Annotated in this window: 18 protein-coding genes and 1 tRNA gene; 13 read left to right on the plus strand and 6 right to left on the minus strand. The window is 46.3% G+C overall.

Annotation, left to right across the window (positions count from 1 at the left end):
- Positions 1-8: 8 nt before the first annotated feature.
- Complete coding sequence (locus HQ865_RS09790) at positions 9-584, minus strand: acyl-CoA thioesterase (protein WP_173414725.1); 576 nt, start codon at positions 582-584, stop codon at positions 9-11.
- 149 nt (positions 585-733) lie between these two features.
- Here HQ865_RS09790 and HQ865_RS09795 point away from each other — a divergent pair, with 149 nt between their 5' ends.
- Both HQ865_RS09795 and HQ865_RS09800 read left to right on the plus strand, forming a co-directional pair.
- Entirely contained in the window at positions 734-1,465 is a 732-nt protein-coding gene (locus tag HQ865_RS09795; RefSeq protein WP_173414726.1) for a toxin-antitoxin system YwqK family antitoxin, read from the plus strand.
- 53 nt (positions 1,466-1,518) lie between these two features.
- Positions 1,519-3,372, plus strand: coding sequence for a chloride channel protein (locus HQ865_RS09800; RefSeq protein ID WP_173414727.1), 1,854 nt, complete (start codon positions 1,519-1,521; stop codon positions 3,370-3,372).
- Positions 3,373-3,454: 82 nt separating this feature from the next.
- Here HQ865_RS09800 and HQ865_RS09805 read toward each other — a convergent pair whose 3' ends face one another.
- On the minus strand, positions 3,455-4,726 hold the full coding sequence (locus HQ865_RS09805) for a DUF1501 domain-containing protein (RefSeq protein WP_173414728.1): 1,272 nt from the start codon (positions 4,724-4,726) through the stop codon (positions 3,455-3,457).
- Between the two features lie 24 nt (positions 4,727-4,750).
- Complete coding sequence (locus HQ865_RS09810) at positions 4,751-6,754, minus strand: DUF1800 domain-containing protein (RefSeq protein ID WP_173414729.1); 2,004 nt, start codon at positions 6,752-6,754, stop codon at positions 4,751-4,753.
- A 474-nt stretch (positions 6,755-7,228) separates the two neighbouring features.
- On the opposite strand from HQ865_RS09810, the gene HQ865_RS09815 reads away from it, so the two are divergent.
- Genes HQ865_RS09815 through HQ865_RS09825 form a run of 3 tightly spaced genes read left to right on the plus strand, consistent with a single transcriptional unit; the run spans position 7,229 to position 12,153 of the window.
- On the plus strand, positions 7,229-8,002 hold the full coding sequence (locus HQ865_RS09815; RefSeq protein ID WP_173414730.1) for an ABC transporter ATP-binding protein: 774 nt from the start codon (positions 7,229-7,231) through the stop codon (positions 8,000-8,002).
- Between the two features lie 3 nt (positions 8,003-8,005).
- Positions 8,006-9,748, plus strand: coding sequence for a hypothetical protein (locus HQ865_RS09820; protein ID WP_173414731.1), 1,743 nt, complete (start codon positions 8,006-8,008; stop codon positions 9,746-9,748).
- Positions 9,745-12,153 carry a S9 family peptidase gene (locus HQ865_RS09825; RefSeq protein ID WP_173414732.1) on the plus strand — a complete coding sequence of 803 codons (2,409 nt, stop codon included), beginning with the start codon at positions 9,745-9,747 and terminating at the stop codon, positions 12,151-12,153. The genes HQ865_RS09820 and HQ865_RS09825 overlap by 4 nt, the downstream gene beginning before the upstream one ends.
- A 342-nt stretch (positions 12,154-12,495) precedes the next feature.
- Here HQ865_RS09825 and HQ865_RS09830 read toward each other — a convergent pair whose 3' ends face one another.
- Both HQ865_RS09830 and HQ865_RS09835 read right to left on the minus strand, forming a co-directional pair.
- Entirely contained in the window at positions 12,496-13,389 is an 894-nt protein-coding gene (locus HQ865_RS09830) for an SMP-30/gluconolactonase/LRE family protein (RefSeq protein WP_173414733.1), read from the minus strand.
- Positions 13,389-14,891 carry an alpha-L-fucosidase gene (locus HQ865_RS09835; RefSeq protein ID WP_173414734.1) on the minus strand — a complete coding sequence of 501 codons (1,503 nt, stop codon included), beginning with the start codon at positions 14,889-14,891 and terminating at the stop codon, positions 13,389-13,391. The genes HQ865_RS09830 and HQ865_RS09835 overlap by 1 nt, the downstream gene beginning before the upstream one ends.
- Before the next feature lie 92 nt (positions 14,892-14,983).
- Between HQ865_RS09835 and HQ865_RS09840 the strand changes: the two genes are divergently transcribed.
- From HQ865_RS09840 to HQ865_RS09865, 6 genes are all read left to right on the plus strand, one after another.
- Positions 14,984-15,445 carry a DUF4268 domain-containing protein gene (locus tag HQ865_RS09840; RefSeq protein ID WP_173414735.1) on the plus strand — a complete coding sequence of 154 codons (462 nt, stop codon included), beginning with the start codon at positions 14,984-14,986 and terminating at the stop codon, positions 15,443-15,445.
- 110 nt (positions 15,446-15,555) lie between these two features.
- Positions 15,556-16,665: an SPFH domain-containing protein gene (locus HQ865_RS09845; RefSeq protein WP_173414736.1), complete on the plus strand. Its 1,110-nt coding sequence runs from the start codon at positions 15,556-15,558 to the stop codon at positions 16,663-16,665.
- A gap of 19 nt (positions 16,666-16,684) precedes the next feature.
- Positions 16,685-17,815: a zinc finger domain-containing protein gene (locus HQ865_RS09850; protein WP_173414737.1), complete on the plus strand. Its 1,131-nt coding sequence runs from the start codon at positions 16,685-16,687 to the stop codon at positions 17,813-17,815.
- Positions 17,816-17,848: 33 nt separating this feature from the next.
- The gene (locus HQ865_RS09855; RefSeq protein WP_173414738.1) at positions 17,849-18,811 is read left to right on the plus strand and encodes a lipase family protein; all 963 of its coding nucleotides are present in this window, start codon (positions 17,849-17,851) and stop codon (positions 18,809-18,811) included.
- 42 nt (positions 18,812-18,853) lie between these two features.
- Positions 18,854-19,714 carry a hypothetical protein gene (locus tag HQ865_RS09860; RefSeq protein WP_173414739.1) on the plus strand — a complete coding sequence of 287 codons (861 nt, stop codon included), beginning with the start codon at positions 18,854-18,856 and terminating at the stop codon, positions 19,712-19,714.
- Positions 19,715-20,153: 439 nt separating this feature from the next.
- Positions 20,154-20,612 carry a hypothetical protein gene (locus HQ865_RS09865; RefSeq protein ID WP_173414740.1) on the plus strand — a complete coding sequence of 153 codons (459 nt, stop codon included), beginning with the start codon at positions 20,154-20,156 and terminating at the stop codon, positions 20,610-20,612.
- Positions 20,613-20,668: 56 nt separating this feature from the next.
- On the opposite strand, the gene HQ865_RS09870 is transcribed toward HQ865_RS09865, so the two are convergent.
- Positions 20,669-20,742 (minus strand) — tRNA-His (locus HQ865_RS09870).
- 162 nt (positions 20,743-20,904) lie between these two features.
- On the opposite strand from HQ865_RS09870, the gene HQ865_RS09875 reads away from it, so the two are divergent.
- Entirely contained in the window at positions 20,905-23,007 is a 2,103-nt protein-coding gene (locus tag HQ865_RS09875; RefSeq protein ID WP_173414741.1) for a heavy metal translocating P-type ATPase, read from the plus strand.
- Between the two features lie 94 nt (positions 23,008-23,101).
- The gene (gene rnhA, locus HQ865_RS09880) at positions 23,102-23,572 is read left to right on the plus strand and encodes a ribonuclease HI (RefSeq protein ID WP_173414742.1); all 471 of its coding nucleotides are present in this window, start codon (positions 23,102-23,104) and stop codon (positions 23,570-23,572) included.
- Positions 23,573-23,590 lie beyond the last annotated feature (18 nt).

Here is a 23,590-nt window from a genome sequence, read left to right on the forward strand (position 1 = left end):
GTATTCCGTTAGTCTTTTAAACTTATTACGCAGCGTTCGCCATCAAGGTTTTTTCTGCAATATTCTAAATCAAACCCGGCCTTTATGCTTTTGGCCTGTGCCTGGTGCATTTGTTTTTCCAGTTTACGCCTGCGGGCTTCTTCAAAGCGCCGCACCTGTTCGTGGGTTTCCAGTAACAGCGCGGGCACCTCAACCGGTTGATTATTTTCGTCCTTAGCTACCATGGTGAAATAGCTGGTATTGGTATGCTTTACCACATTAGCTTTCACATTTTCAGATATCACCCTGATACCCACCACTAACGATGTTTTGCCCACATAATTAACCGATGCCATTAGGGATACCAGTTCGCCCACCTCAACCGGTTGCAAAAAGTTTACCGTATCTATAGAGGCTGTTACGCAATAATTGCCAGCATGCTTCGCGGCGCATACGTAGGCAACCTTATCCATTAATGAAAGTAAAATGCCACCATGTATCTTGCCACCAAAGTTAGCGTACGATGGTATCATCAGTTCGGTAATAGTTGTGCTTGAAAAATGTACAGGTTTATGCGGAAGTGTTGAATCAATCAAGGGCGGCATTGTTAACATTACTAAGGGCTTACAAGTTTACTCAACAAAAAGGGTATTTCATAAATACAGAGAAAACAATTTAATTTTTTCTGAAAATTTTAAACCCGGTTTAAAAAATAAAGTCAAACCATATTATATTGCCTAAAATCTAATTTGCTGTGAAAACAATTTGCCTGATCACTTTTTCACTGCTAATTTCTTCGGTGTGCATTGCACAGGCAACCGTTGAGCAAGCAGAAAAATTAACCAAAAAAATTACCGCCTTTTACCATGTGTTGCAAGCCGATCCTAAAGTTAAACATGGTTTGTACCAGGCACGGCACGATAAAAATATGGCCCTGGCCAGCGGCCTGTATGAAAATGACAAGCGCGTAGGTTTATGGCATTTTTTTGATTACCAGGGTAACCTGCTTCAAAATTTCAATTACGATAAAAACGTGCTTACCTATGAAGCCCTTGATGACCAGGTAAATGGGTTTAAGTATTTTTTTGATAAAACGGTAAAAGCGACTGATACCGTTACCAAACCCATTAAAATAGGCGGTAGGTACTTTGGCTACCTTAATTACATGACCTTATTTAAACTGCCAAAGGAGTTTGACACAGAATCGCACCCGAGCTATAATTTAATTACCGTAGAGTTATTAGTAAGCCCGGGCGGACATTTGGCTGATTATATTATACACCTGCCGGTATGGGGTGGTAAAAAAGACCTTAGCTTTAATATCGATATGCTAAGTGAAGAAGACAAGGTATTTATACCGGCAACCATTAACGGCGAACCGGTATCGGCAAGGATAATTATACCTTGCAGCATTGATGGCCGGGGGAACCTCACTTTCGGCATTCTGGCGAAAGTTTTGGAAAGCATGCGGGAAGATTCGAATTAACTATGTTGTAATATCACATACTTTATAGTTAATTTTGGCACAAACACAAAAGGTTGAACGATTACAGAAAATTAAAACGGTTTCACAGCTTTTATAAATTTCAAAAGGACTTTAAGGCTAAAAGTTTGCGTAAAGTACGCGGCTATGAAATAGCGCTGCTTTGGTTAAGTAAATATCTTAATCGTACACAATTCCTTATTTTATCAGGTATTTTAGTTGGTGTTACAGCGGGCCTTGCCGGGGTGATATTAAAAATGCTGGTGCATTATATCCATTATCTAATAACCAACAAGTTCAGGTTCGAACAGCAGATCGTTTTTTATATCGTGTTTCCTTTATTGGGCATCACTTTAAGTACGGTAATTGGAATAGTGTTTTTTAAGAATAAAGCCGGAGATCGAAAGGGTATACCAGCTATTTTACACGATATAGCACAAAATTCAAGCGTGGTAGCACCGGTAAAAATGTATTCGCAAATTGTGCAAAGCGCAATAACTGTAGGGTTAGGTGGCTCGGCCGGATTGGAAAGCCCCATAGCCGTAACAGGGTCGGCCATTGGATCTACCTTTGCCAAAACTTATAATTTAGATTATAAAGACCGTACACTTTTGCTTGCCGCCGGGGCCACAGCGGGCATAGCATCGGCATTTAACGCGCCGATAGCCGGTATGATGTTTGCCTTTGAGATACTGCTGACCGGTGTTGTGTTTACCGATTTTATTCCCCTGGTAGTAGCGGCAGTTTGCGGTAGTTTAGTATCGCGCATGATATTGAACGAGGAAATATTATTCCAGTTCCGGTCTCGCCATGCCTTTGATTATAAAAACATCCCGTATTACCTGTTATTAGGCTTTTTAGCGGGTTTATATGCCCGTTATTTTGTATTGATATCGCACTGGGTTGAACATAAATTTAAATCATTAAAAATTGGCGCACTGCAAAAAGCAATAATTGGTGGTTTAATGCTTTCCTTACTTTGTGTACTCTTCCCGCCACTTTTTGGCGAGGGCTATCAAACGGTGAAAGATTTGGCCAACGGACGCATTCAAAATATCATAGCACTAAGTTTCTTGAAGTATTTTGATTACCACACCTGGTTTGTATTGATTTTTTTAGGGTTTATTTGCCTGTTAAAGGCTTTTGCTACCTCCATTACGCTAAATAGCGGCGGTACCGGCGGTAACTTTGCCCCTTCGCTATTTGCGGGTGGCGCCCTTGGTTACTTCCTGGCTTTTGTTTGTACACAATTGGGTTTTGGTAATGTACCTGTCACCAATATGGTTTTGGTGGGTATGGCCGGGGTAATGAGCGGCGTGATGTATTCACCACTGACCGCTATCTTCCTGATAGCAGAATCAAGTTCCGGGTACGATTTATTTATCCCGTTGATGATCGTTTCGGTAATGTCCTACCTGCTCGGCAAGCGCTTCTCTCCCATCTCTTTAGACCTTAAAGCACTGGCCGAGGATGGCGAGATCTTTACCCGCGAACATGACCGCAACCTGCTATCGCTTTTGCAAACAAACGATTTGATAGACAGGGATGTACAACAGATAAACCAATCGGCATCTTTTACGCAATTAATTGAACTGGTGCGTGTTGGTAAGCGTAATTTTATAGCAGTAGTTGACGCTGACCAGCATCTTACCGGTATTGTGATGCTTGAGGATATCAGGCCTGTGATGTTCAATAAAGAACAATATCAGCACCTTAATGTAAGCACTGTAATGACCACTCCCCAAGCCCTGGTTGATATTGCCGATGATATGCCCGACATTATTAAAAAGTTCGATGAGACTGCTACCTGGAACCTGCCGGTTGTAGATGATGATAAATTTGTAGGCTTCATTTCAAAATCGGCCATACTAAACCGTTACCGGGAAATACTGAGGGAACACTCGGCATAGGCTTAAAAAAGCACGCCATTCCCTGTTTGCACAAAGAATGGCGTGTGGTGATAGGTATAGGATATGTTTTTCTTAGCGTTTCTTAGGATCTCATTACACCGATTCGCTTACCAGTCCAGTCTGGAAATAACACCTTATCGTTGCTGATACCCAAATGCCGGTCTGCAACTTCACTAAACACGCTGCGGAAGTCGGTAGTTACGGCCAGATCGCGGCCATCTTCCAGGTTATTTACTGATAATGGTTTGATATCGCCGTGAACTATGCCGCCATTTACATCGCCGCCTAAAATAAAGTTGCACGATGCGCGGCCATGGTCAGTACCGCCGGTGCCGTTTTGGTGTACGGTACGGCCAAACTCGGTCATGGTCATTAGGGTAACATCATCCTGGTAAGCGCCAATATCATTCCAGAATGCTACAATGCAATTGCTCAGATCGTTTACGTTGCGGGCAAATATGCCGTTATCGCTCCCCTGGTTAAAGTGGGTGTCCCAGCCGCCCGATTCGGTAAAGGCAACTTCCAGGCCCACATCCATTTTTATCAGCTGGGCTATTTGCTTCAGCGCGGTACCTAATGCTGTATTTGGATAAACAGCGCCATTAGCCGGCTGATAGTTACGTACATCGGTTTTTTGCAGCATCTTCACCGCGTCGAAGCTTTCCTTACCGGTTTCCTTTAACAGGCCGGTAGCGGTTTGCGAGTACAGATCTTCAAAACTTTTAGCAGCCATATTTGCCCCCACCGGGTTACCACGCATCTGGATGGCAAAATCCTGCAGGCTGCTGATGGCTACCGATGGATTATCACCATAAAACGAACGTGGCAGCGATGAGGTTAAACTAACCGCTTGAAATGGCGTAGCCGCATCATGGCCTAACAGGCCCACTGCTCTGTTGAGCCAGCCGCTGCTGGTGCCTTTATTAAATGGTGTGCCGGCTTCCATATAATCCTGCGCGTCGAAATGCGAGCGGGTGTTATTTGGCGAACCGATGCCATGTACAATTGCCAGTCTTTTATCCTTGAACAAAGGCTCAAACGCGCTCATCGATGGGTGCAGCCCAAACCGGCCATCCAGGTCGATCAATGGCTTGGTATTGCCACCCTTTGCTGCCGATAAGAACAATGTTGGCCTTGCAGCCTTCAGGTTCTCGTCGGTAAATGGTGTTACGGCCATCAGGCCATCCATTGCCCCACGCTGGAAGATGCATACCATGATCTTCTTCTTTTTGTAAGGGCGAAATATCTTGTCGCTCGCTGCCGCTTCGGCTAAGAAGGCGGGTATGCCGCCCATAAGGCCAACCCCTAACAGGGCCAGGCCGCCTGATCTTAAAAATCCTCTTCTTGATACCATGATCTTGTTATTTTAATGGGGTAACTATCTTCTTTGAAACTCGGGCGAACCAACTATAATACCAACCACCTGCGATAGCATGGAGTTATTGCCCTGCGCCGTCATCTGCGCCTGGTAGCCGTTCTTTTTGCCAAAATTCTTTTTGCCGCCTTTGCCCTGCGGGTCGCCGGCATTGGCCATCATCATATCCTGCATATTGCCGCCGCTGCTCATATCGGGTTGTTTCGGCGCGGCCTTGTCGGCAGCATCGCTTACCTTTTGTACCAGGTTAGGGTCGCTTAGCATTGGGGTAAGCTGCTTGATGGTCGCGTCGATATTGCGTTCGGGCATTACCAGTTTGCTATAGATGCGCAGGGCAGCTTCGGGGCTTTCCGGTTCGTGATGGTTATTCAGCGCGGCAAGATCTATCCGAACACCCGGGATACGGCCTGATGCCAAAGCCAAACCGAAATTCATACGGTTAAGCAAAGCGCCGGTATTGATCCAGTATTGGCCCCTGTCGGGGAAACCGGTCGGCGCCTGGTAGGCATACATCTTCTGCCCCATTTTATTAGCCCAGCTATATAGTTGAAATGGCTGATAGATCTTCGCATCTAAACTGCGTACCGAACTCACCACCAGTTCGAAAGGTGATTTTGTTTTTTCGCGCACAGCCGATGGGTTCCAAAATTCGGGCGCGGTGGCCATGGTGATCATCACCTCGCGGATATCGCCGTCCTTATCTTTAAAGGTTTTGGCCATCTTATCCAGCAAAGTTTGCGGCGGAGTATCGTTTACAAAGCGTACCGCTATTTTTTTGGTAATGAATTTCGAGGTTGAATTATGATGTGCCAGCATATCCAGCAGATCGACACCCTCCTGGTAACCCTCGTTACCAAATTTACGACCTAACACAGTTTTGCTGCCGGTATCGTGGCGGTTTGGTGTAAACAGGAAGTCGCCATCGTGTATAAAGCCACGTTCTTTCATGCGCTCTTCGCCACCCATTTTTACCAGTTGCTGCATCATGCCACCGCCGGCGCCACCGCCCATGTACTGGCCCATTGGGTATACTGTCCAGCCGGTCAGTACTTTCGCGGCCTGGGTAACATCCTGTTGGGTGTAGCCACCATCAACACCAAGTGTGTGCAACTCCATCACCTCGCGGGCATAGTTCTCGTTCAGTCCCTGGTTTTTACGGCCTTTTTGCAGCTTTTCAACAGCGGCAGCCATTTGCGGGTTATCGGCCATTTGCTTTTGCATCATTTCTAACCGGCGCTGAAACTGCGGGTTCCTGTCCTGGTTGGCGTTAGTGCCCGAACTGCTGAAGTTATCCAGGTAGTAAAGCATAGCCGGCGATTTAGCAGTGGCCAGCAACAAGTCGCCAAATTTACCGGTTACGTTCGGACGGATCACATCGCGCTCGTAATCGGGGATAAATTCGGCACAATCGTTTTTGGTGGTTGATACGTTAAAATGGTTGAACCAGAAATCGGTCAGCACTTCGCGCAACTGGTTGTTACTGTAAGCTGCACGTAAGATCTTTTGGTTATAAAACTGGCGGAATAATTCCTGTGCAGGCTTAAGGCCCTTCTTTTGCATGTAGGCTGCAAGGGCATCGCGGTATTCCTTTCGGTCGGCCTTTGCCGAATCCTTATCTATCACCCCATCCCTGATGGCCATACGCAAAGCAGCGCCGCCACGCGGATAGATATCGGCAATCTGCGCGTTGGTTAGTTTCAGATCAGGATATTGGTCTAATAAAGTATTTAATGAATCATCGGGCATATTGCCGTCCAACTGCTGTTGGAACCAGTTTTCGAGGCCCATTTTTACTACCGCGTCAATTTCGCCGGGAGTAGGCCCGTAAGTAAAACGACTGAGCAAATGCGCGGCGGCTTGTCGCTCGGTCAGGCCATATTGCTTATAGGGAAAGGTAAATTTTGTTTTGTTGACGGCGGCGCTGCGCACAGCCAAAAATGATGACAGCACGGCAACGCCGCACAGCATCAGCACCAACATGGACAGATATTTTAAGGGGCTTTTCATAATAAGTTCCAGTTAAATAGCAGGGTGTATATATTGGGTAAGACGCAACTCCCGCCTTTTGGTTTAATTGTTTATGAATAAAATTATGTTTTTTTCATGACAATTTCATTTGGGGTGGTTTTGCATGATATTTCCTGTAACTATTTAGTAACAGGGGTATCTAAACTTTCGTAAACAAGTACTTTATGTTGCGCGTGCTAATTGGTGATTTAACCACAAAGGGCACAAAGATCTTTCACAAAGTACACAGAGATTTGCTTAACTATTTTAAGGTTCCACGGCGACAAAGGCCACTAAGTTGATGTTTTAATAAAAACGTCTTTGTAAACTACTTCTACTATGTAAAAGACTGAACACCCGGATTACGGGCCTTAGCGTGCCCTTTGTGCAAAATCTTTGTGCCCTTTATAGTTAAATTGCCCGCAACCAATCTTAATTAACTATCTTGAACAACAAAATACCGACCCCATATTTATGAATGACCAACCATTGATCCAGATCAGGAACCTGTCTAAATCGTACGGTTCTAAACTGGTACTAAAAAATTTAACATTAGATATTTTCCCCGGCCAGGTAATTGGCTATATCGGCCCGAATGGCGCCGGTAAATCAACCACGGTAAAGATCCTCACCGGGCTTATCCCCGATTTTAACGGTGAGGTAATTGTAGATGGCATCAACATGAGCCAGGATCCGCTGGAGATAAAAAAACTGATCGGCTACGTACCCGAGAATGCCGAGATATACGATGTATTGACGCCCATGGAATACCTTGACTTTATCGGCAAGTTGTATAACATGGAAGAGGCGGTATTACACGATCGGGCTAAAAAACTGCTGACGGCTTTTGGTCTTGGCGATAATATCGACTCGCGCATGGATACTTTCAGTAAAGGTATGAAGCAAAAGGTGCTGCTGATATCGGGCATTATCCATAACCCTAAAATTATTGTACTGGATGAACCACTATCGGGTTTGGATGCCAACGCGGTGATCATGATCAAGGAACTGATCGTTAAACTGAAGCAGGAGGGCAAAACCATCTTCTATTGCAGCCATGTGATGGATGTGGTGGAAAAGGTATCCGACAGGATCTTGCTCATTAACAAAGGCGAGATCATTGCCGATGGCAGCTTCGAATCGTTGAAGCAGGATCATGCCGATACGCTGGAACAGATATTTGCCAAACTGACCGGCCGCGAAATAACAGGCACCGAAGCTGACGCCATCATTAACTCATTTGACTAAAAAATGGATAAGCTATTTCTCCGTTTACTGCGGTCATTTGACCCTGTGCTGAGCAAGGCGGGTGTAGACACCGGCCAACTGCACGAAATTTTGCGCGTTAAGCTAATGATGGATAACCGCCGTCCGCGTACCCTGTTTGCCAAAAGGCGTGCAAGCAGCGGCAATGTGGGCAACCCCTGGATGCTGATGTTCATTACCATGCTAATGGGTTTTTTCATCGGTCTGCTTTTGTTTTTCACCAACATGCCATTGGCGGGGCACACGTTTTACTTCACCATATTTATGGTGCTGATGTGCTTTACACTGGTAACCGATTTCACCACGGTGCTGATAGATACCCGCGATCAGTACATCTTGCTCCCCCGCCCGGTTAACGACCGTACCATCGCCGTATCGCGCATCCTGCATATTACCATATATGTATTGCGCCTGGCACTGGTGCAGGGCTTACCCGGTATTATTATGGCTGGGATTGCCGATAAAAACGTATTCTCGTCGCTGCTGATGCTGATAGAGATATTGGAAGCCACCTTCCTGAGCATCCTTATTGTTAACCTGATTTATTTAGCCATGATGCGCAGCGTTAACCCACAGCGCTTTAAGGATATCATCAGCTATTTCCAGATCGCTTTTTCTACACTCATTTTCGCGGTTTACTATCTGCTACCAAAGCTGATAGATTTTAAGGTACTGCGCGGTATGGATCTGCTGAGCCATTGGTGGGCCTATATTTTGCCACCGGTTTGGATAGCGGCCTTAAACGGTGCGGTAATACACGCATCGCAAATAACCGTAGTTATAGCGGCTTTGGCGGTGCTGGGACTGGTTACACCTATCATTGGCTTGTGGTTTGTAGTAAAAGTGCTGGCCCCGGGCTTTAACCGTAAACTTGCGGCGTTGTCTACGTCCGAAAGTGTGGAAACTGCTGTGAAAGTTAAAAAGGAATACAAAGAAGATTTTCGCGATAAGATAGCCAACATTGTAGCCCCCGACCCGGTGGAAAATGCCGGCTTCCGCATCAGCTGGAAACTGGCTGCCCGTACACGGGAGTTTAAAATGAAAGCCTATCCATCATTCGGTTTTGTACCGATCATGTTCCTGTATTTTACGCTAAGCACCGGCAAGGGCATGACCATGGGGCAAAAGATGGCCAAAGTGCAGGGTGGCGCCAGTTATGTTTTTTTGGTTTACCTAAGCACTATTGTACTTTCAACCATATTAACGTATATCACCCAATCAGAGAAGTATAAATCGGCCTGGGTGTATTACGCTTTACCTATCGGGCAGCCGGGTAAGATCCTCTCGGGTATGTATAAGGCGGTGGTTACGCTCTACTTTTTGCCTTTTGTTATCATTTTAGGCATAGGCATGTCCATCGTGTGGGGGCCGCAGGTTATTAACGATATCATTCTCTCGTTTTTTATCTGTGTGATATATGGCATACTGATGGCCTTGTTTGCTGTAAAGGGCCTGCCATTCTCCAAACCGGTGATGAACAAACAAGGCGGCGGCAGGGCCATATCCAGTTTGGTAACGCTGGGATTAGTTGGTATCTTAGGCTTCGGGCATTTTTTTATTGTGAAGTGGGAAACAGCGGTTTGGCTAAGTATTATACCAGTTGCCGCCATTGCGTGGACAATGCTGCATTATTACGGAAAAACCACCTGGGACGACCTGGAATCGTACGAGGAATATGAAGTAGAAAAACCCAAAACCATCAAAAAACCAATTTACAAAACCAAATGAAGAGACCTTTACTTTCTCTGCTGCTGTTTTTAGGCACAGCCGGGGCTTACGCGCAGGATGCCGTTAGCTACCAAATGCCGCCAAAGGCCATGGCCGATCTGCTACTGGCCAAACCAACGCCATCGGTAAGTATCGATTCTAAAGCCGAATGGATGTTACTGAGCGAGCGTAACACTTACCCATCGGTTGAAGAACTGGCGCGGCCTGAACTACGCATTGCCGGTATGCGTATCAACCCGGCCAATTTCTCGTTAAGCAGGCAGAGCTTTGTGAACAACTTCACCCTGCAGAATATCAAGACCGGCAAAACCTTCCCGATCACCGGCTTGCCGTCGCCATTATTAGCGGGTACCTTCAGCCGCAGTCCGGATGAGCATAAAATTGCCTTTACACAGGTAAATGCTAAGACTGTCGATCTGTATGTGATCGATATCGCTACCAAAAAAGCCATGAAGGTGAACAAGCATCCGCTTAACGTGGTGCTGAACAGCGGCATTGTTTGGGCAGATAACAACACACTGCTTTACCGCGTCATTAGCAAACCGGCAAGTATGGCACCGCAGGCACCCGCCGCGCCAAAAGGGCCAACCGTACAGCAAAGCTTAGGCAAAGCATCGCCAAGCGCCACTTACGAAGATCTGATCAAAAACCCTTACGATGAGCAGCTATTCGCCTTTTACGGCACATCGCAACTGGTAAAAAACAAAGGTGGTGTAGAAACACCAATAGGTAAGCCAGCCATTTACAGTAGCGTACAGCTATCGCCCGATAAGCAGTTTATGCTGGTGCGGACGATCAATAAGCCGTTCTCGTACCTGGTGACCGCGGGCGGCTTCCCTTCTACCGTTTACATTACCGATATGACGGGTAAGGTTTATAAGCAACTGGCCCAGCTGCCATCAAGCGAGGCTACGCCATCGGGCTATGATAATACGCAGAATATCCCCCGCTCTTTCGACTGGCGCGACGATGAACCTGCAACTATCACCTGGGCACATCCGTTGGACAGCGGCCTGATCAAAAAGAAGGTGGATTATCATGATGTGGTGTACGAACTGAACTCCCCTTTTAAAGGTGAGCCAAAGGAGTTGTTTAAAACCGAATACCGCTTCCGCGGGATCACCTGGGGTAATGATAAACTGGCTTTGGTTAACCAGGGCATGCGTTCGAAGCAGATCAACCGCGTATCAACCTTTAATACATCGACAGGTAAGCTGGAAACACTGTATGAACGCAGCCAAACCGATGCCTACAACAATCCCGGAACCCCGGTAATGTCGCGCAATAAATATGGCCGCGATGTGATACAAACCACCGATAACGGCACCAAAATACTGATGAACAACCCAACCGGTGCATCTAAAAATGGCGACCTGCCCTTCCTGGCCAAGTTTGACCTGAACAGCAAGAAGAACGAGATCATCTGGCGTTGCGAACCGGGGCATTATGAATCGGTAGTAGATGTGATAGATGCGGATAAGCTGGTGTTGCTGACCCGTCGCGAATCGCAAACGGAAGTGCCTAACTACTATATCAAAAATTTAGTATTGCGCATGGCCGATGTGCCGGTTACGCATTTCACCAATCCATACCCGCAACTGGAAGGCGTTAGCAAGGAGAAGATCCATTACAAACGCGCCGATGGCGTTGACCTGACCGGCGACCTGTACCTGCCGAAAGGCTATAGCAAAGAAAAGGACGGTCCATTGCCGGTGCTGATCTGGGCCTATCCTGCCGAATACAACTCGGCTGATGACGCGGCGCAGGTGCGTGGTTCTAAAGACCGTTTTACGCTGATTGGCGGCGGCAGCCCGATATTTTTTGTAACGCAAGGCTATGCCATTTTAAACAATGCCGAAATGCCCATCGTTGCCAAAGAAGGTAAAAAACCTAACGATAACTTTGTTGAGCAATTACAACTGAACGCAGAAGCCGCCATTAACAAACTGGCCGACATGGGCGTAGGCGACCGTAACCGCATTGCCGTTGGCGGCCACAGCTACGGCGCGTTTATGACGGCCAACCTTTTGGCGCATACCAACCTGTTTAAAGCCGGTTTAGCCGAAAGCGGTGCCTATAATCGTACCCTTACCCCCTTCGGCTTCCAGAATGAGGAGCGCACCTATTGGCAGGACCCTAAGTTATATTACGATATGAGCCCGTTCAGCTTCGCGGATAAGATCAAAACCCCTATCCTGCTGATCCACGGTGAGGCCGATGATAATCCCGGTACCTTCCCAATCAACAGCGAGCGCTTATTTGCGGCAATTAAAGGCTTGGGCGGTACGGTAAGGTTTGTTTATCTACCTTACGAGGCCCACGGTTACCGCGGCAAGGAAAACCTGCTGCATAAGCTATGGGAGCAGTACACCTGGATGGAGAAGTATGTGAAGAATGCAAAATAGTCCGAAAGTCCGAAAGACGGAAAAGTCCGAAAGATAAAAAGGGATGGCTTAACGCCATCCCTTTTTATTTCGACGTGGCGAGTGGGAACGTACTGACAATAAACATAATAAGTGGTGGCGGAAGTTTGTCAGTACCCATAAAAACCACAGCCGAGGAGAAAAATTGAAATTTTGAACAAATGCATATACTTAACTAAAAATCAATGTGTTGCGTGTTCAATTTTTGTTCAAAAAACGCGGTTTTTTGTTCATTTTTTTTCTAACATCCGTTCAAGCGTGAACGTTTGACTTGCAATATAACTTCTCTGTCCCTCCCCCGAAGAAGAGGTTAGAAGGGGTGTATTACTCCACCCCTTTCACATTCATCCTTAAAGTATAAATAGCCGTCGACGCCGTGATAAACAGCAATTTCCTATCCTTACCGCCGAAGCAAATATTGGCCGTCCATGGTTCGGGGATATCGATATGGGCCAGCTTCCTGCCGGTAGGGTCGTAAATGGTAACTCCCCGGCCGCACAGGTACAGGTTACCCTGTTCATCCAGCGTCATCCCGTCCGATCCCTGGTTGATGAGAACTTGTTTATCCTTCAGGCTACCATCATCGGCAATACTGTATTTGTAGATCTTGTTGGCCTGTATATCGGCTACGTAGAGCGTTTTACCATCGGGTGTGCCCACTATTCCGTTGGGTTTCTTCAGCTGATCTTCAACTGCTATTGGCGCGCCATCTTTGGGCAGATAATAAACCTTCTGGCCGTCCAGGTCGCTTTTTTTGCGTGTCCAGTAATCGCGCTGGTAATAGGGATCGGTGAAGTACATGCCCCCGGTTTTGTTGTTCACCCAAACATCGTTAGGGCCGTTAAGGAGGTGCCCGCCCAGGTCTTTTACCAATACCGTAACCTTGGCATCCTTATCAATCAACCATAGCTGATCCTCTTCATCGGCGCAACTGATCAGGTTACCCTTTTTATCAAAATACATCCCGTTACTGCGACCGGCCTTCTCCATAAATATGGATAGTTTGCCATCGGTATCGTACTTCCAGATCTTGTTATTAGGCTGATCGGTAAAAAAGATATTCCCCTTTTTGTCCGGCGCGGGCCCTTCGGTAAAGCTGAACTGTTTAGAGATCAGCTGCGGCTTTTGCAAGGTGTCGTACAAAGGTTTGTTCTGTGCAAATGCGCCGATGCTTATTATGCCGGGCAATACACAGGTTAAGGTTTTAATCCGTATCATTAATCTTCCATTTTAACCGGCGGTGGAAACCTTAGTTCATTATACAAGCCAAAATCGCTCAGGGCTACGCAGGCGGCAGCGTTGGTTACACGCAATCTTATCTTACGTGCTTTAACAGGTTTATCCAGCCGTATCAGTTTGTTTGCGCCAATACTGGTGGCCGTGGCTATTTCCTGCCATTCTTTACCTACCATTATATCAATGGCAACACCATCAATCCGCTGACCTAATTTGATATTCTCGCGCAATTGTATCACGTCAAATGTTTTAGCTTGATGCAGGTCGATGATCAATTCGGGTGTCAGTACGCCATCATCGGTAGCCCAATAGCTGTAACGGTCGTTATCCGTTAAATGTGCGGGGCCAAATTTAAGCCTGTTACCGCCGCGCACATTGCTGGCCGAAAACGTAGCCCCTTTTGCAAGGTTAGTTTTAAAGGTCATCCGCAGGTTGGCGCCTAAACCCATCAGCGCGTTTTCATCTTCGGTAGTGATCAGGCCACGCTTATCAGGTGCTAAACCCAGGTCAAGACAGGCGCCCCTGCCCACGCTTTTATAATACAGGTCCATCAACTGGTCGGGCGTTTTTGTCTTGCCATCTTCCTTTTGATGATAGAACCATCCCGGACGCAACGGCACGTCGCATTCGGCAGGCATCCAGTATTTACCATCGCGATGACCTTCTATACCCTCCTTATCCAGCACAAAACCATTGCCGGGGGCTTTGCCGGCTTCGGGAGCGTGCGGCGTATAAGTTGCCCAATAGGTTTGGCCAGCATATCCGCTTTCGTTACCCACCCAGCGCACATCAGGGCCAACATCGCCAAAAATTACCGCGCCGGGTTGTAGCTTGCGGGCAATGCCCCAGGTATCATCCCAACCGTAATAAGTAGAGCGGTCTATTTTACGCACTTCCTTAGCGCCGCCGTAATAGCCATCGCCACCGTTGGCGCCATCGTGCCATACAATAAACAGCGGGCCATAATTGGTATACAATTCCCGCAATTGCTTGCGGTAAACATCGGTTACGTATTCGGGTTTGCCGTATAGGGCACTGTTCCTGTCCCAAGGCGAGCAGTATACGCCCATCTTCATGCCCAGCTTATCGCAGGCCTGGCGGTATTCGCGCAGGATATCACCTTTGCCATTTTTATACGGGCTTTTGCTGATGTTGTGTTCGGTGGTTTTGGTTGGCCACAGGCAAAAGCCATCGTGGTGCTTTGCTACAACAATGATCCCCTTAAAGCCTCCCTTTTTTGCGGCGCCTACAATTTGCATAGCGTTAAACTGCGTTGGGTTAAATATGGCCGGGTCTTCATCTCCATAACCCCACTCCTTATCAGTAAAAGTATCGGGGCCGAAGTGAATGAGGCAATACATACCGGTTTCCTGCCAGTTTAACTGGCGCTGGCTTGGTAAGGGACCATAAGGCTTGGGCGGGGCCTGGCAAAAAGCGCTGGTGTACAGGGCAAGAACTAAAATAAACGATAAGTGTTTTTTCATTAATATCAGGTTTGGTGAAACTTACGCAGTTTTGGAAACTTCCTAAGTCTGAATGTTAGGGCTAATTTAGTTGTTAATATTTATTATTGCACATGTTTTCAAAAGCGGAAGCTTCACAAATACGACAAGAGTTCTGGACTACCTTCGGGCAATACCTCCGGCCCATCCTATCGGCCGATGGCGAAAAGGTGAATTGGATAAACTATAAAACGGGTATTAAATACGTGTACTTCCGTATGGAAGCCGAGAACCGGCTGGCCCGCATCGGCATTGAGATAACCCACTATGATACCGGTATACAGGAGTTGTTTTACGAGCAGTTTGCCGAACTGAAAACCATGCTGCACAGCTATCTTAACGAAGAATGGCAATGGCAACTGCACCATACCGATATGGAGGGCAAAACCATCAGCCGCATTTATAGCGAACTACCCAACGCCAGCATTTTTAACCGGGAGGACTGGCCCCGGCTCATCAGCTTTTTTAAACCCCGTATTATCGCCCTCGATGAATTTTGGAGCACAGCTAAATATAGCTTCGACGCTTTAAAGTAAACAGGCCGCTCACTACTACAATACCGGCCCGGTGAAATAATCATTGGCCGGCGTAATTGTTATTGACTATTTTTTTACATCTTAGTCATGATTTAACCTTATAACAGTATATGGGCCTTTTTGATAGTTTACGCAACGAGTTATTAGATATAATTGAGTGGGTTGATAATACCCAAAATACATTGGTGTGGAAATTTCCGCGCCAGGATAATGCCATTAAAATGGGCGCCAAACTGATCGTCCGCGAATCGCAGGCGGCTGTTTTTATGAACCAGGGACAAATTGCCGACATTTTTATGCCCGGCACCCATGAACTGCGCACCGAAAACATGCCCATCCTAACCACCCTGATGAGTTGGAAGTATGGCTTCAACAGCCCCTTTAAAACGGATGTTTACTTTGTAAGTACCCGCCAGTTCACCAATCAGAAATGGGGCACCAAAAACCCGGTAATGATAAGGGATGCCGAGTTTGGCCCGGTGAGGCTGCGCGCGTTCGGATCGTTTAACTTTAAGGTACAGGATCCCAAAGTGTTTGTTACACAAGTATCGGCCACCAACCCCGATTTTATAGTTGAGGATATTAACGAGCAGTTGCGCAACACGGTAATATCCCGGGGGATGGACGCCATGGCGCAATCGAAGATCGGTATATTAGACCTGGCTGCCAATTATAACGAGGTAGGCAGCATGATCACCGAAACCGTAAAGCCTGATTTTGCCGAACTGGGCCTTGATCTTACCAAATTACTGGTAGAAAACATCTCGCTGCCACCCGAAGTTGAGCAGGTGCTTGATAAGCGCAGCGAAATGGGGATCATCGGTAATCTTGGCGCATACGCGCAATACCAGGCCGCCAACGCCATCGAAAAATCGGCAGAGAATACCGTTGGTGGTAACCTTGGCATGGCTGGTATGGGCCTTGGCGTAGGCGCGGCTATGATGGGACAGGTAGGCAATGTTTTTCAACAGAACCGCTTTGACCCTAATGCTTCAAACCCGGATACACCGCCGCAGCTGCCCAGTGTGCAGTTCCATTTTGCTAAGGATGGTAAATCGGACGGGCCACATAGTTTGAACGAGATCAACGCGATGATCAGCAATAAGGTGATCACCCGCCAAACCCTGGTATGGAAAAAAGGCATGGCCGAATGGGCCGCCGCCGGAACCGTTGCCGATCTGGCCGATGCCTTTAATAACGAGCCGCCGCCATTGTCTTAATCCTTCTTGATAAATATATATGGACGGAAAGACCAACCTGGCTGATATCAACCGATCGTTAAATTGTGGCGGCTGCGGTGCGCTGCTTCATTTTGAACCGGGCACGCACAGCTTAAAGTGCGATTATTGCGGCCAAAGCAACGCGATACAAAGCGGCAATGACAGCCGGGAAATCACATCTTACGATTTTGATGAGTTTGTTGCCGGTATTGATACCGAAAAGCAAGGCAATAATTTAAAAGTTGTTGATTGTACCAATTGCGGTTCGCAAACGCTTTTAGATCAATACGTCAGTTCGGATAAATGCCCGTTTTGTACAGCGCCCCTTGTGTTGAACATGACAGGCGGACAGCAATATGTGCAGCCGCATTATGTGCTGCCTTTTGAAGTAACCAAACAGCAGGGGATCCAGTTTTTTAATAAATGGATCAGCAATTTGTGGTGGTCGCCCAACGACCTTGAAAAAAAGGTGAACGGCAGCACTTCCATACTAACCGGCGTTTACCTGCCGCATTGGACTTATGATACCGACACCATAACCGATTACACCGGCGAACGCGGCGATTATTACTATACCGAAGAAACTTATACCGAAACCGTCAACGGCAGAACGGAAACCAAGACCCGTCGGGTGCGGCATACAAGCTGGTCGTACGCATCGGGGACGGTTTATGCCGATTTCAGGGATGTGATGGTGCCGGCAAGCCAATCGTTAAAAGCGGAAACACTGACCAAACTGGAACCATGGAAACTGGAGATGCTGGTGCCGTTTGATGAACGCTATATGAGCGGTTTCCGATCAGAAACCTACCAGGTAGACCCTAAGCAGGGTTTTATTTCGGCAACTGAATATATGGCTGGCCCTATCAGGTCAAAAATAAAAGATGGTATAGGTGGCGATGAGCAGCGGATAGACCATACCGATACCGTCTATAATAACAAAGCCCTTAAATATTTGGTACTGCCGGTTTGGGTGAGCGCCTACAATTATAACAACAAGGTTTACCAGTTCACCATCAACGCCAGCACAGGCGAAGTGATCGGTCAGCGGCCTTTAAGCTGGATAAAAATAACGCTGGCTATCCTGTTTGTACTGATGGTAATAGCAGGTATTGTGTTTTATTTTCAGCAGGCAAATGCTGGGGTGTAAGCGTTTTTGGCTATCTTAGCCTTTGAAATACTTATGCAAAAACAGTTACGCCTCATCCTTATTTTTCTGCTATTAACTGTAACGGGGTTCGCGCAGCAGCGCTATGTCGGGCCGCTTGCCCCTACCGGATTTCACCCGGATATGAACCGGTATGAGCAGGAGACCGCGATGTATATGGCCTACCTGTCCGATCTGTCGTACGAAGACGGCTGGTCGGTTAAGGATGTGTTCGACCTGGTTGACCGTACCTATCCATCGGCTAAGCTGGCCTGCCGCTTTTTGCAGGACAGGAAAAGCGGCACCCAGGCCATTGTTTGGGGAATGCATGAGGGCGTTATCGTAGCCATCAGGGGTACACAACCCAAACAACTGCTCGACTGGCTTACAGACCTTAAAATATCCAACTATGTAAATACCGACCAAATGGACGAGCGCCTGAAAGCCCTGCCAGCCGGTCATGCCGGCTTCCGCAAGGCCGCCATGCGCCTGGTAGAGGAATGCCAGTTGCTGGATGCTATCAGCGAGGTTGCAGCCGTTACCCATCCGGGAGTGCTGCACGCGCAGGTGCCGGTGTATTTAACCGGGCACTCTATGGGCGCGGGCATATCGCAATTGTTGATCCCCGTTATTGCCGGGCATTTTCGCTTTGCAGGGGCTTACCACTTCGCCCCGCCACTGGCAGTAGCTATTGATCAAAGCCAGGGCCTGAAGGAACGCTTCGGCAATAAGGTATACGATATTGTGAACTACAAAGACTATGTAACCCGCGCCGGCCGCAACGAAACCAGCCATTACGGCAAGTTTTACCGCATTTGCAAAGAAGGCGAACTGGATAAGGAAAACGAGGTTTTCGCCCGCTTTAAAGGCCTGGAATACCTGACCGAGTTTTCGCTGCACTCGCTGGAGAGTTATATCAAATTATTGCGACAACCGAAAAATACTACGGGATTGGTGCAGCAAAGGATGGTTAATGGGCAGGTTTGTAAGATTGATTGAGGGAATGAAGATGATTATTGTGGAAATTTTTGACTTTTCTTCATGGGAAAAAAGACTATCAGCAATTCTGATATTACCGATTGGGTAAAATTAGGTAGTGAAATCACAGGTAGCACAGCTGGTGCCTTGATTGGCTCATATTTTGCTGGTGTTGGAGGAGCCGTAATAGGTGCTTCAATAACACCATTAATAAATGAAACTATATCTAAGATAGGTGGGGACTTCAAGAATATGTTTTTGGGAAGACGAGAAGAAGTGCGGATTGGTGCAACATTCTCTTTTGCACTAAACAAAATAAAACAAAGATTAGATGCAGGAGAAACGCCAAGACTTGATAGTTTTTTTAATATGGATAACGGTAACAGGCCGGCTTCCGAGGAAATATTAGAGGCTGCCCTAAGACTCGCTCAAAGAGAACATGAAGAACTAAAGATCAAACACTACGGATATTTAATAGCTAATATTTATTTTGATGATAGCATCGATCGGGCTTATGCTAATTTCCTGATTAACATTGCCAATAGATTGTCTTATAGAAAGTTATTGTTGATTGAACTCTTTAATAACACTGAAAAATTTGAATTGTATCAAAAACGAAAAATTGATAATACGCCCCCTCATATAGTTGGAGGTGTAGACCTATCATTATATTCTTCAAATAAACTCGATTTAAGAGCGCCTCTAAAACGTCGAAAAGTAGATTTAAGTGTTGAGATTGACGAATTGGAATTATATTATCTTATAAATAAAGAATCGGGGATTAAGATAAAACCTTTAGCTGACAGCTTTGCACATATTGGTTTAACTAATATTGGATCTGATTTAAGACGCTTAATGGAACTTAAAGAACTTAACACAGATGATTTAGAAGAGGTTGCGAGTGTTTTACGCTATAAAGAATAAAATCATACCAAATAAGGATTGATTAAAAAAATCAATTAGCCCTTTTGAAATCCACATGGAGAAATTTTTTAAAACACCTGATCAAATATCAGCGTTGATGCAGCATTGGTTCCTTTCCTATCACGGTGAGGATCGAGTGTGCGGAAAAAGGAATCAAGACAGACGGATATTTTGCCGAGTTTGGTTTAGCAACTCAAAGTCGGCAGACAGTATATTGGTCGATACCATCCGGAGTACCAGGGTTTGCTTTTTGGAATGTTACAAAAAAATGCACACTTATAGGAAGAAAGTATCTTTAACGGACTAACCAAAAAAAGCCTTAGTTTCCGAAGAGGCTTTACGGATGGACAACGGAGCATAGTCCGCACCATTATATTGATGAATTGATTGAAATAGACGGTTTTTCAAAAATATCATTAGATAAAAATCATATTTGAATATGCTTAATTTATTCAAGAAGAAGTCGATAATGCTTATTAAGCATCAATACAAGAATTTGCTTATTGATCTTCCTGCAAATTGGGAATATGAGCTTGAACAAGACGAGCAGGAAGCTTGTTTTGATCCCAGCTGTCAAAGCACACTTCGCCTTAACATTATTAAAGTAATCCCCTCCGATGGAGCATCTAATGAACAAAACATAGAAGCGCTTACTGGAAATCAACAATTTATGACCACGCAAAATGGGTATCTTTTGACAAAAGCTAATTATAGAGACTCTATAGATAGTGGTGAAAATATTACCCTTGTCTCATGGAGATTAATTAGTAATGCTGGTTACGAAAAAATAATGGCTGTAGTCACCTACACCGTTTTGAAGAAAGAAAAAAATTCAAAAAAAGAAAAGATGATTATCCATCTTATTGAAAATTCTCTAAAAAATTCAGAGTTATCATAATTTGTCTTCAATAGACTATAACAAAAAAAGCCCCTCATTTTCATGAGGGGCTTTCGGGTAAGTAATGGGGCTCGAACCCACGACCCCCAGAACCACAATCTGGTGCTCTAACCAACTGAGCTATACCTACCGTATTTGTTGGGAGTGCAAATGTATAAAAAAGGGTTTTAATGTCAAATCCTTTTTTACAAAAATCGTTAATCAACTAATATCATGCTAAATGCATTTTAATATTACATAAAGCTTACGCAATTATTTAGAACCGTTATAAACTATTGGGTAGCTTTGGGACATGACAGAACAATTGGTTGAGCTGAATGTAACCGGGATGCATTGCAATAACTGCGCTATTTCGGTACACCGTATGCTGGAGAAGAAGGGACTGCAAAATATCCTGGTCGATTTCGCTGGCGAAGAAGTAAAGTTCTCTACCGCCGATGCATCGGCGGTGCCGGGTATTATTAAAGATATCGAGGGCCTGGGCTACCACGTGATCGAAGACCTGTCGGCCCACCAGGAAAAGTTCTATCAAAAAGTGGAGAGTAAATTTATCTTCTGCGCCATCTTCACCGCCCCGCTCCTGCTGCACATGGTTTTGCCCTGGCATTGGCTGCACCACGCAAGTGTACAGTTAGCGCTTTGCCTGCCGGTATTTATTGTTGGCTGCCTGCACTTTGGCAAAAGCGCTATTACTTCTATAAAAAGCGGCGTGCCCAATATGGATGTACTCATCTTTATCGGATCGACAGCGGCCTTTATTTACAGCCTGGTTGGTACCATCCAAAATCTTGGCGGGCAATACCAGTTTTACGAAACCTGCGCCACCATTATCACGCTGGTGCTGCTGGGCAATTTATTCGAGAAGCGTTCGGTAACGCAAACCACATCAGCTGTGAAAGACCTGGTAAAATTTCAGCAGGTTGAAGCCCGCCGCATTGTTAACGGTGAAATAGAAGTGGTTAACGCCAAAGAGATCAAATCGGGCGATATTGTACTGGTCAACACCGGCGACAAAATACCGGTTGATGGTGATATTTTGGAAGGCAGTGCCTCGGTTGATGAATCGATGCTAACGGGCGAAAGCGTACCGGTTGAAAAGCAAAAATACGACAGCGTGATCGGCGGCACCATCCTGCAATCGGGCAATATCCGTATCATGGCTACCAAAGTAGGTTCAAACTCGGTACTGGCGCAGATCATCGACCTGATGAAGCGTGCGCAGGCCGCTAAGCCCCCTATCCAAAAACTGGGCGATAAAGTAGCTGCGGTGTTTGTACCGGCCGTTATCCTGATCGCCTTAATAACCTTTTTACTTACTTACTTTGTATTTAATGGCGGGCTGCAAAACTCGCTGATGCACGCCATCGCGGTGCTGGTGATCTCCTGCCCCTGCGCCATGGGCCTGGCTACACCGACGGCGGTAATGGTTGGTTTGGGTCGTGCTGCTAAAAACGGTGTGCTGATAAAAGGTGGCGATACCATAGAAGCCGTGGCCAACACCAAATACGTAATATTTGACAAAACCGGTACCCTTACCACCGGCAAGTTCGCCCTGCGCGATATCAAGACCTATGGCGATGTTCCGGTAGAATCCGCGCGTGGTATCATCGCAGCTATCGAAGCACGTTCTAATCACCCCATTGCCCGCTCACTGGTTGAACAATTAAAGGCGCAGCCACAGGAAAAGCTGATCCTGAAAACTGTATCCGAAGAAAAAGGCCTGGGCATGCGTGCAGAAGATGTGCAGGGTAATCACTACTTCCTTGGCGCGGCTAAAGATGGCGGCGATAGCAATTATAACCTGTCCCTGTATAAAAACCAGCAGCTACTGGCGCAAATAGCTATCCAGGATGATATTAAGCCCGGTGCCGCTAACCTGATCGCCAGTCTTAAAAAGATGGGCATCACCCCCGTGCTCCTCAGCGGTGATAAAGCAAGCAGATGCAACGATGTGGCGCAAACGCTGGGCATTACATCGATCCATGCCGAAAAGCTGCCTGATGAAAAACTGGCCATAGTTGATGTGTACAAACAAAAAGGCAAAACCGTAATGATTGGCGATGGCATTAACGATGCCCCGGCCCTTACCAAAGCTGATGTTGGCGTATCCATGAACGATGCCAGTCATATCGCTATCCAATCTGCCCGGGTAATTTTACTCAACACCGACCTGAACTCGCTGCTATTCTTTTTGCAGGTGAGTAAACATACGCTGCTTACCATCAAACAAAACTTGTTCTGGGCCTTCGCATATAATATTGTGGCTATTCCTGTAGCGGCGCTGGGCTTTATGAGCCCGATGTTTGGCGCTTTTACCATGGCTTTTTCGGATGTGGTGGTGATCGGTAATTCTTTGCGGTTGAAGATCAAAAGAATAAGCCCCCCAGCCCCCTAAAGGGGGAGCCTGCTAAGCGTAGTTACCTTAGAAATATTACCTTTGCGTTATTTCAAATCCAATTTTTATTCCCCCTTTAGGGGGCAAGGGGCTTATGATCGAACTTTTTACTGATGGCGCGTCGAGTGGTAACCCCGGTCCGGGTGGTTACGGTGCTATCCTCCGCTCCGGACAGCATTATAAAGAATTGTCCGAGGGTTTCCGAAAAACTACCAATAACCGCATGGAACTTTTGGCGGTAATAAAAGGACTGGAAGCGTTAAAGAATCCTAATCAGCAGGTTATTATCTATTCCGACTCGAAATATGTGATCGACTCCGTTGAAAAGAAATGGTTGCAGGGTTGGGTAAAAAAAGGCTTCGCCGGTAAAAAGAACCGCGACCTGTGGATGCGATACATTGAGGTAAGCCGCATACACCAGGTACGCTTTGTATGGGTAAAAGGACACGCCGGTCACCCCGAAAACGAGCGTTGCGACCAGTTAGCTGTTGCGGCAGGTAAACAAAAGAATTTGCTGATAGACGCCGTTTTTGAAACGGAAAGTATGAGAACGGATTTGTTATAAAACACCACAAAAAAACGT

Origin of the sequence: Mucilaginibacter mali, from assembly GCF_013283875.1 — a bacterium.
GTDB classification, from domain to species: Bacteria; Bacteroidota; Bacteroidia; order Sphingobacteriales; family Sphingobacteriaceae; genus Mucilaginibacter; species Mucilaginibacter mali.